The organism is Chitinophaga sp., from assembly GCF_035564935.1.
GTDB lineage: Bacteria > Bacteroidota > Bacteroidia > Chitinophagales > Chitinophagaceae > Chitinophaga.
Genome location: NZ_DATMTE010000669.1, coordinates 1 through 9,671, shown reverse-complemented (window position 1 = coordinate 9,671; position 9,671 = coordinate 1). Strand labels below are relative to the sequence as shown.

Here is a 9,671-nt window from a genome sequence, read left to right as displayed (position 1 = left end):
TCACCGGCCACCTGCAACGGTGGATGAACCGGCATTTTACAAAACCGCCGGTATTGTTTTTCCTGTATGAGCTGTTTACCAGCTTCCCACGCCGTATTGTGAGCACCAAGCTGGTATCTGCGGGCGTATTGTGGCTTACTTTCCTGATTATGACAAGGGGCGATTATTTTGACCTGCGGGGGCTGCAGCTGGGCGTAATGATCAGCGTGCTTACACATATGCAGCTGATGGTGCATCACCGCGCCTTTGATGATACCTATCTCAATTTTATGGAGAACCTTCCTGTTCGTTTGTTCTCTCACTATATGCGGCTAATCGGCGTGTATGTAATTACTTTTTTACCGGAGATGATCATCATTACCGTTAATGCATATACGAAAACAACGCCGTGGGGGCTGATAACGGTTTTCTGCACGGCATTGTCGTTATTGATCCTGTTCCGTACCATGCTGTTTTTCCCGAAAATGAACCCGGAGGTGCATGTACGTTATACCATGCTCACTTCTTTCATTGTGCTGTTTATGGTGCTCGGTCATTATGAATGGCCGGCTGTTCTGCTGTTGCAAACAGCGTCGGCCATCATCTTCTTTACAAAATACCGTACTTATGAACCTTATATAGAAGCAGGTTCATGACCCATTTTATCACTCAGCCGGGCCAGCGACTGCAGCAGCAGCGGGAATTGTTTAATAAGAAATTCATCGGTGAGGTTGCCGTTTTCATCAAATTTGTGCTGGGCACTGCTGATCATGATCTCAGGTTTATTGATCACAAATGCATTCAGGAATACCATTACCTGGCGTAAATGGTATTGCATTCTCGCAGTACCTATCTGACCCTGTGAGGCGCCCATAATAGCCACCGCTTTTTCACTGAAAGGTTTGTCCGGATGCCTGGAAACCACGTCTATCGCGTTTTTCAGTGCACCGGGAATAGAGTAGTTGTACTCCGGTGAAACAATGATCACCCCGTCAGATTCCTTTATCTTGTGTACCAGCGGCACTACTTCTTCCGGCAACTGCTCTGTATGCAGGTCGGCATTATACATCGGGATCTTATCAAAGAATACCTGTTCAACGGTAATGTTGGAGGGCGCCAGTTGTTGCAGCGCTTTCAGTGCCATAGTGTTGTAAGAACCCTTCCGTAAACTGCCGGAGAGGGCAACAAAGTGATAGTGTTTTTCGGCAGACATATGCTCGTATATTTTATTTAAATGCGTTTCTCTTTATTTACAAATTTCCGGTGGATCACTTCCTGTACCGGTATGCCCTCTATCTTACTTTCCAGCCAGGAAATGATATCCAGGTAAAGGAAGGAACGGCGTTCATACGGATCTTCTGAAATCTGCTCCAGCCGGTCTTTCAGGTCCACAAAAGCATTGCGTAATGCTTTGGGATTGGCGTAAATATAACGGCGGAGGAATTTCATGATCTCTTCCATCACCAAACCAAGATCCTTATGCTTGGAAATGAAATGGTAAACAGATTTGATCAGGTATTCCACCAGGCTGTAATTCTCCAGTTCATAATGTGCAATGAGATGCAGGATCCGCGCAAAGCACTGGATATCCGCCCGTAGGTTACCGATCTTTAAGTTGATGATCTTATTAAGATAAACGATAGCTTTATTGTTATCACCACTACCAAAATATAAGCAGGCAATCTTATAGTAGAATACCAGCACGCGGTGTTGGTCTATCTTAAGCGTATGTTTAGTGATCTCCGTTTCCAGTTCTGGCACCATCGCCAAACCCTGGCTGAACGTGCCTTCCAGGAAGTAGCGGTTTATTTTGGCGGTATACAGGTATACAAAGGCCGAAGTGCGGGTATTTTCATGAAAATTATCCTGGTTATCGCGGATAAATTCCTCCAGGTCGGTCAGCGCTGTCTTGAACTTTTCAAAGTTGGAAGTATAAAAATGCGCCGTGAGCAGGTTATGCTGCGCTTTGATGTACAGGTCCATATCCGTTTGCTGCAGTGAAGGGTATTTGCGGAACAGGTCCACCCATTTCTGCGTGTAGCGGTAATACATCACAAAGTCCTGCAAAATATAATAGTACCAGCTTGATGCCTGGTACATGTACACTTTTTCGTAAAAGCTCATATGCGCATGTTGCAGCGCCGGCAGCTGGCTTTCAAAAAAGGACTTCACCATTTCAGCGTCGCGCTCGTTGCGTGCATGACCCAGCTTCAGATACAGGCCATACATCCGTAGGGAAAGGGTAGAGAGGCGGCTGATATTGGTGAGCTGCTGCTCAATTTGCCTGGATTCCGCACTCAGTACCTCCGCCCTGTTTTCCAGGCTCCGTGTAATATGACGGGATTCAATCAGTTTTTCGAACTCCACAATTTCATAGGTGAGCATCACCTCTTCCTGTTCCAGCGCCATGGTTTTGGCTTTGGCCAGTATTTTCAGGCTCTGGTTATACAGTCCTTTATTGTACAGTACCCGCGCATGATCCAGTTGCTCGCGCAGGTCGATCAGGGGGTCCTTTTGTTTATATAGCTGCCGCAGGCTGGATAACAGGTGCTTGTAAAGATGTGCTTTTACGTTAGACAGCTGCTGCTTTTTTATATCTGTTATTTTTTTCAGGATCTGCTCTTCATCGTAGTCCTTCATTTTGTCCAGCGTATTGAACAACTGGATAAAAAGGACGTCTTCCTTGGTGTTGTTTTTATTGAACGCCAGCTGAAAATTGCGTTTTTCGGCTTTTGTTAAGGTTTTTATTAATATGAATAATGCATCACTTTGACTGTTGGGCATCGTTATTAAAATCTTGTAAATAATTGATAAACAGTGCGTTAATGTGTATCGGCTGTGTTTAAAGGTTGTAATTAAAGCAAATTTAGCGATATGGCAATTAATTAATGACCATTAGATTTGAAGGTATAAACAATTATAAAAGGAAGCAAAAGGATGGGAAAAACGTTATTCGATAAAATCTGGGACAGCCACATCGTGGTGAGCAAGCCGGGGCATCCCGATGCCGTGTATATCAACACGCACTTTATTCATGAGGTGACGAGTCCCCAGGCATTTGACGGGCTCCGCCAGCGTGGCATCCCCGTGTTCCGCCCCGCTAAAACCAGGGCTACCGCCGATCACAACGTGCCCACCCTGCACCAGGATCAGCCCATTAAGGAAGCATTGAGCCGCCGCCAGGTAGAAATGCTCACTAAAAATACCGCTGAGTTTGGCGTGGAGCTGTATGGCCTGGGCCACCGGTTCCAGGGCATAGTACATGTAATAGGACCCGAACTGGGGATTACCCTGCCGGGCATGACAATTGTTTGCGGCGACAGCCATACCAGCACCCACGGGGCCTTTGGCGCGGTGGCCTTCGGTATTGGCACCTCCGAAGTGGAACAGGTGCTGGCCACCCAGTGCATCCTGCAATACAAACCTAAGCGGATGAAGATAGAAGTGAACGGGCAACTGGGCAAGGGCGTACTTTCTAAAGACATCATTCTTTATATCATCTCCAGAATATCCGCCTCCGGCGCTACCGGTTACTTCGTGGAATATGCAGGGGAAGCTATCCGCAGCCTCAGCATGGAAGCCCGTATGACCATCTGCAATATGAGTATTGAGATGGGCGCCCGCGGGGGACTGATCGCACCAGACGATATTACTTTCGAATATATTAAAGGCCGCGAGTTTGCTCCCAAAGGAGCGGACTGGGACAAATCCCTCGAATACTGGAAAACCCTGTACTCCGACAGCGACGCCGAATTTGACCAGGTGCTCACCTTTGACGCCGCCGATATAGAACCACAGATCACCTACGGTACGAATCCTGGTATGGGTATGGGCGTTACCCGCCATATCCCTGCCCTGGAGCAGCTCGACGAAAAAGAAAGACCATCTTTCAAAAAATCACTGGAGTATATGGACCTGGAACCCGGCGCTGAACTGCTGGGTAAAAAAGTGGATTATGTGTTTATTGGCAGCTGTACCAACTCCCGCATTGAAGACTTACGCCTGGTAGCCGACTTTGTGAAAGGGAAACACAAAGCTGATGATGTAGTGGTATGGATCGTTCCTGGCTCCAAACAGGTAGAAGCCCAGGCAATGGAAGAAGGCATCGACAAAATATTTGCTGAAGCAGGTTTCCAGCTGCGTGAACCGGGTTGCTCCGCCTGCCTGGCCATGAACGAAGACAAAGTGCCCGCAGGCATGTATTGCATCTCCACCTCCAATCGTAACTTTGAAGGCCGGCAGGGACCCAATGCCCGTACTTTCCTCGCCAGCCCGCTCACCGCGGCTGCCGCAGCCATTACGGGTAAAGTAACAGACGTAAGACAGTTAATATAAAGCCGAACGCTATGGATCAATGGAACGCTGACTTATACAAAGAGAAACACGCCTTCGTGTTTGAATACGGCAACAGCCTGATTGACTGGTTGCAGCCACAATCCGGGGAAAGCATCCTGGACCTGGGCTGCGGCACAGGAGAGCTCACCGCACAGCTGGCACAGAAAGGCGCCGCTGTAACCGGAATAGACGCCTCCGCCGCCATGATAGCAAGCGCCCGCGCACACTTTCCGGGTATTACCTTTGAAGTGGCCGACGCTACTACCTTTTCCCTGCCACAACAATTCGACGGTATCTTTTCCAACGCCACCCTCCACTGGGTACGCGAAAAGGAAAAGGCCATCAGCCGGATGTATGCACAGCTGAAGAAAGGCGGACGGCTGGTGATTGAAATGGGCGGCAAAGGCAATGTGCAGCAGATCCTTATCTACCTGGAAAAGGCGATGCAGCAGCGGGGATATACCTACGAACCCTTCTGGTATTTCCCTTCCCCGGCGGAATATACCACGCTCCTGGAAAAGGAGGGCTTTAAAATAGACAGGGTACACTTTTTCGACCGCCCTTCGAAACTGGTGAACCCGGAAACAGGCATCAGCGACTGGCTGGAAATGTTTGGCGCCCACTTCTTTGCCGGTGTACCGGAAAAAGATAAGAACGCCATCCTGCAGCAGGTACAACATGAACTGGCGCCACACCTGATGAAGAACGGCGAATTGTATGCAGATTATGTGCGCCTGAGAGTAGCCGCCACAAAAATTTAAACCGGAAATCAACATGAGTAAAATATTTCAACACCTCGTTTCATCTGCGGTACCTGTACCCATCGAAAATATAGATACCGACCAGATCATCCCGGCGCGCTTCCTGAAAGCCACCACCAGGGAAGGTTTTGGTGAAAACCTGTTCCGCGACTGGCGCTATAACGCCGATAATACACCGAAGGCTGATTTTGTAATGAACAATCCTGTTTACAGCGGCCAGATCCTGGTAGGCGGTAAAAACTTTGGTTGCGGCTCCTCCCGGGAGCACGCTGCATGGGCCATTGCGGATGCTGGTTTTAAAGTAGTGGTAAGCAGTTTTTTTGCAGATATCTTTAAAAATAACGCCCTTAACACCTTTATTTTGCCCATCCAGGTATCAGAAGGTTTCCTGGACCGTATCTTTAAAGCCATAGCCGCTGATCCTAAAGCACAGCTGGAAGTAGACCTGGAAAACCAGTTCATAAAAATTGTAAGCACCGGCGAAATGGAAAACTTTGATATCAACCAGTACAAAAAAACATGCCTGCTCAACGGGTATGATGATATTGATTACCTGCTGAGCCTCCGTAAAGAAATAGAACAATACGAAACCACAAGAACATATAATTTCTAATCATCAAAAAGCTAAATACTAAAAAGCTAAAAACAAATATGGGCGTTGAGAAGAAAATACTAGTTATACCCGGAGATGGGATCGGACAGGAGGTGACGGCATGGGGACAAAAAGTGCTGACAACGATAGCCAAAAATTATCATCACACTTTCACCTTCGAAGAAGGTATTATGGGCCACGTAGCCATTGAAGCCACCGGGGATCCGCTGCCTGAAGAAACATTGCAGAAAGCAAGAAATTCCGATGCTATCCTCTTCGGCGCTATTGGTCATGCTAAATACGATAACGATCCTACCCTGAAAGTGCGGCCTGAACAAGGTTTGCTAAAGATCAGGAAAGAACTGGGATTGTATGCGAATCTCCGCCCGATAAAGTTGTTTGATGAACTGCTGGAGGCATCCAGCATTAAACCTGAAATACTTCGTGGTTCAGATATTCTCTTTTTCCGCGAACTCACCGGCGATGTATACTTCGGTGAAAAGATCAGGACTGCCGATCGTAACACAGCTTCCGACCTGATGATCTATCATCGTTATGAAGTGGAGCGTATTGCCCGTAAAGCATATGAAGCTGCACGCACCCGCCGCAAAAAGCTTTGCTCTGTGGATAAAGCAAACGTATTGGAAGCAAGCCGCCTGTGGAGGGAAGTGATGCAGGAAGTAGCAAAGGAATATCCTGATGTGGAAACAGAACATATGTTCATCGACAACGCCGCCATGCAGCTCATCAAGGATCCCAAACGCTTTGATGTGGTAGTTACCGGCAACCTGTTTGGCGATATCCTTACCGATGAAGCCTCACAGATCGCCGGTTCAATGGGGATGCTGGCATCTGCCTCTGTGGGTGACAGCACCGGTTTTTATGAGCCTATCCACGGATCTGCACATGATATTGCCGGTAAAGGCATTGCCAATCCGCTGGCTTCTATCTTATCTGCCGCTCTCATGCTGGATATTTCCTTTGGCCTGAAAACAGAATCACAACGTGTGATCAAGGCGGTGGAAGCTACGCTCAGACAAGGCTACAGAACAATGGACATCGCGAATAAACACACGGTGAACGATTTCATTATGGGCACCGATGCTATGGGCGCCAAAGTATTAGAGAATCTGAATTAATCATTCAATAAAATTATTACACTATCATGGATAAAAATCGTGTATACGTCTTTGATACCACCTTGCGTGATGGAGAACAGGTCCCCGGCTGTCAGCTGACAACCGTTGAAAAAATTGAAGTAGCCAAAAAACTCGAAGCACTCGGCGTAGATATTATTGAAGCAGGTTTCCCGATCTCCAGTCCCGGCGACTTTCAGAGCGTGGTGGAAATTTCCAAAGCCGTTACTGAACCGGTAATATGCGCGCTTACCCGCGCCAATAATAAAGATATCGACGCTGCAGCGGATGCTTTACGCTTTGCAAAACGTAAACGTATCCATACCGGTATCGGTTCTTCCGATATGCACATTAAATACAAATTCAACAGCACCCGCGAGGAAATTTTACAACGTGCAGTAGCCGCTGTATCCTATGCCCGCAAGTTTACCGATGATGTGGAATTTTATGCAGAAGATGCAGGCCGTGCTGACAACGAATACCTGGCCCGCATGATCGAAGCCGTGATTGCAGCCGGTGCTACCACCGTTAATATCCCCGATACCAATGGCTACTGCCTGCCCGACCAGTACGGCGCAAAGATTAAGTATCTTGTAGACAATGTTTCCAATATCGATAAAGCCATCATCTCCGTTCACTGTCATAACGACCTTGGCCTGGCTACTGCCAATACCATTGCAGGTGTTATGAACGGCGCGCGCCAGGTGGAATGTACCATTAATGGTATCGGTGAACGCGCCGGTAACACCTCCCTGGAAGAAGTGGCCATGATCCTGAAAACGCATCATGCGTTAGGATATCATACCCAGATCAATTCAAAAGGCATCTACGAAATCAGCAATCTCGTAGAAACCATGATGCACATGCCGGTACAGCCTAACAAAGCTATTGTGGGCCGCAACGCTTTTGCACACAGCTCCGGTATCCACCAGGATGGCGTACTGAAACACCGCGAAAACTACGAGATCCTGAACCCGGAAGACGTGGGCATCAATTCCAACTCCATTATCCTCACTGCCCGCAGCGGCCGTCATGCACTGAAGCATCACTTATCAAGGCTCGGATACAACCTGGAAAAGGTGAACATCGACGACGTGTATCAGCGCTTCCTGCTGATGGCAGATACTAAAAAAGAAATTTCAGACGCCGACCTGCTGGAACTGATGGGTGACGGCGATGCCCAAACCTATGGCGATAATGCCATTAAGGTAACCTTACTGCAGGTGGTATGCGGCGATCCGCTTCGCCCGATGGCCACCGTTAAACTGCGTGTTAACGGCGAAGAAAAAGAAGCCAGCGCCGCGGGTAATGGTCCTGTAAATGCTACCATCAACGCTATCCACGATATCATTAAAGACGATATTGAACTGGATGAATTTAATATTCAATCCATGCGCGGCGGTAGTGAAGATGTAAGCAAAGTAAATATGCGCGTGAAGCATAACGGGCAGTCGTACTACGGCTTCGGTATTTCTACCGACATCGTGAACGCTTCCGTACACGCATACGTAGACGCACTGAATAAAATATACTAGGATCGCCTTCGGCGATGAAAATTGTCTTGGAGCAAGATTACGCTGATTATACTGATTAGCTGGATTTTTGTTTTGAGATTTTTTAAAGGATTAGGGGAGATAAAAGCGGATATGTTATTTGCTTTTATCTCCCCTAATGTTTAAAATCAAACAGAAGAAAATCTGATAAATAAAAATCCAGCTAATCAGTATAATCAGCGTAATCTTGCTCCAAGACAATTTTCATCGCCGAAGGCGATCTACCCGCTGTAACTTTTGTTAAGCCCGCTCCGTTTTACAGGAGAGAAATAAACCCTGATGAAAACAATTCCCTTACTCCTGGTTATTTTATTTTTTACCGCTTGCAGCAAAGAAGCGGATAATTGCTCCCAATATGGATGGATACCCATCCAGGAAGCCAAATACCTGGGGAAAAGCACCAATAATGTAAATGGACAGAACGGCGTTTTTTATGATGTAAGCTGCATTTTCAATAATTCCTGCTACGCCATCAATAAAATAGTAACGTCAAAGAACGGGGACACCGTGGTAGTCAAAGCGGAATACATCCTTAATACCTGTACCCCCTGTACCCAGGCTTATACCAGACAAACAAAAACCTATGCTTTTACTCCTCCCGGTAATGGCACCTATTACCTGAAGTGGGAGGGAATTGCCAATCGTGTGGATACAGTAACAATACCCTGATCGCCGATGGCGATGTCCATCAGCGGGTATTTTTTATAATCGGGGAGATAGAAGTGCCACCATTCTGTAGAACTTCCCTTAAAGCCATGTTGCCGCATGGTATCTCTTAACAATTTGCGGTTAGCCGCTACGGCGGGATCTTGCGGGATGTAGTTCTGATGCGCTTTCATGGTAAAATCGTCGAAGTCCGTAGGCATGGCCACGGGCTTGTTTGTTTTCAGGTTTACCATACTGAGATCTATGGCTACGCCGCGGTTATGCCCCGATCCTTTGCGGGGATCTGCCGCGTACAGGTCGTTGGGAACTATTTTAAACATGGCTTCCGTTACATGATAAGGACGGTAGGCATCGTAAATGAGCAGACCATATCCTTTTTTGCGGAGCGATTCCTGCACGGCTTGGAGCGCCTTTGCGGCAGGGAGGCGCAGGTAGATACCGGTGCTGGTGTATAGTTGTTGTTTGGTGAAGTTATTGGTAGTAGCGTAACGTACATCTTTTTTAATGCCCGGGATATATTTTTCCAGGTTTACCAGCTGCTGGTTGCTGTCGGCTTTTACCAACTGGTCATATTGTTGTTTGGTGCCCAGCACCGCCAGTCCGTATTTATTAACCGGTATTTTCTGGGCATACAGCTGGCTGGAGATGG

General features: G+C 47.4%; 10 protein-coding genes. 7 read left to right on the top strand and 3 right to left on the bottom strand.

Going from position 1 to position 9,671, the window contains the following annotated elements:
- The coding region (locus tag VN105_RS17280; RefSeq protein ID WP_325642780.1) for a hypothetical protein at positions 1-635 on the top strand (635 nt) is incomplete at its 5' end.
- Here the strand turns inward: VN105_RS17280 and VN105_RS17275 are convergent.
- Complete coding sequence (locus VN105_RS17275; protein ID WP_325642779.1) at positions 614-1,192, bottom strand: NADPH-dependent FMN reductase; 579 nt, start codon at positions 1,190-1,192, stop codon at positions 614-616. The two genes, VN105_RS17280 and VN105_RS17275, sit on opposite strands and share 22 nt — an antisense overlap.
- A gap of 17 nt (positions 1,193-1,209) precedes the next feature.
- The gene (locus VN105_RS17270) at positions 1,210-2,763 is read right to left on the bottom strand and encodes a hypothetical protein (protein ID WP_325642778.1); all 1,554 of its coding nucleotides are present in this window, start codon (positions 2,761-2,763) and stop codon (positions 1,210-1,212) included.
- A gap of 153 nt (positions 2,764-2,916) precedes the next feature.
- On the opposite strand from VN105_RS17270, the gene leuC reads away from it, so the two are divergent.
- From leuC to VN105_RS17240, 6 genes are all read left to right on the top strand, one after another.
- On the top strand, positions 2,917-4,314 hold the full coding sequence (gene leuC / locus VN105_RS17265; RefSeq protein ID WP_325642777.1) for a 3-isopropylmalate dehydratase large subunit: 1,398 nt from the start codon (positions 2,917-2,919) through the stop codon (positions 4,312-4,314).
- A gap of 11 nt (positions 4,315-4,325) precedes the next feature.
- Positions 4,326-5,075: a methyltransferase domain-containing protein gene (locus VN105_RS17260; RefSeq protein ID WP_325642776.1), complete on the top strand. Its 750-nt coding sequence runs from the start codon at positions 4,326-4,328 to the stop codon at positions 5,073-5,075.
- Between the two features lie 13 nt (positions 5,076-5,088).
- Positions 5,089-5,688 (top strand): 3-isopropylmalate dehydratase small subunit, encoded by a 600-nt coding sequence (gene leuD / locus VN105_RS17255; RefSeq protein WP_325642775.1) that lies wholly within the window; start codon positions 5,089-5,091, stop codon positions 5,686-5,688.
- Between the two features lie 38 nt (positions 5,689-5,726).
- Complete coding sequence (gene leuB / locus VN105_RS17250) at positions 5,727-6,806, top strand: 3-isopropylmalate dehydrogenase (RefSeq protein ID WP_325642774.1); 1,080 nt, start codon at positions 5,727-5,729, stop codon at positions 6,804-6,806.
- 26 nt (positions 6,807-6,832) lie between these two features.
- Positions 6,833-8,338, top strand: a complete 1,506-nt coding sequence (locus VN105_RS17245; protein ID WP_325642773.1) for a 2-isopropylmalate synthase — start codon at positions 6,833-6,835, stop codon at positions 8,336-8,338.
- 297 nt (positions 8,339-8,635) lie between these two features.
- Entirely contained in the window at positions 8,636-9,025 is a 390-nt protein-coding gene (locus VN105_RS17240; RefSeq protein ID WP_325642772.1) for a hypothetical protein, read from the top strand.
- Here VN105_RS17240 and VN105_RS17235 read toward each other — a convergent pair.
- On the bottom strand, positions 8,971-9,671 hold a 701-nt coding region (locus tag VN105_RS17235; RefSeq protein WP_325642771.1), incomplete at its 5' end, for a M15 family metallopeptidase. The genes VN105_RS17240 and VN105_RS17235 overlap by 55 nt on opposite strands.

Excerpts from the sequence above, each read along its gene's own strand:
- VN105_RS17260 (WP_325642776.1), top strand. The coding sequence starts at position 4,326 with ATGGATCAATGGAACGCTGACTTATACAAAGAGAAACACGCCTTCGTG.
- VN105_RS17275 (WP_325642779.1), bottom strand. The coding sequence starts at position 1,192 with ATGTCTGCCGAAAAACACTATCACTTTGTTGCCCTCTCCGGCAGTTTA.
- VN105_RS17245 (WP_325642773.1), top strand. The coding sequence starts at position 6,833 with ATGGATAAAAATCGTGTATACGTCTTTGATACCACCTTGCGTGATGGA.
- leuD (WP_325642775.1), top strand. The coding sequence starts at position 5,089 with ATGAGTAAAATATTTCAACACCTCGTTTCATCTGCGGTACCTGTACCC.
- VN105_RS17240 (WP_325642772.1), top strand. The coding sequence starts at position 8,636 with ATGAAAACAATTCCCTTACTCCTGGTTATTTTATTTTTTACCGCTTGC.
- VN105_RS17270 (WP_325642778.1), bottom strand. The coding sequence starts at position 2,763 with ATGCCCAACAGTCAAAGTGATGCATTATTCATATTAATAAAAACCTTA.
- leuC (WP_325642777.1), top strand. The coding sequence starts at position 2,917 with ATGGGAAAAACGTTATTCGATAAAATCTGGGACAGCCACATCGTGGTG.
- leuB (WP_325642774.1), top strand. The coding sequence starts at position 5,727 with ATGGGCGTTGAGAAGAAAATACTAGTTATACCCGGAGATGGGATCGGA.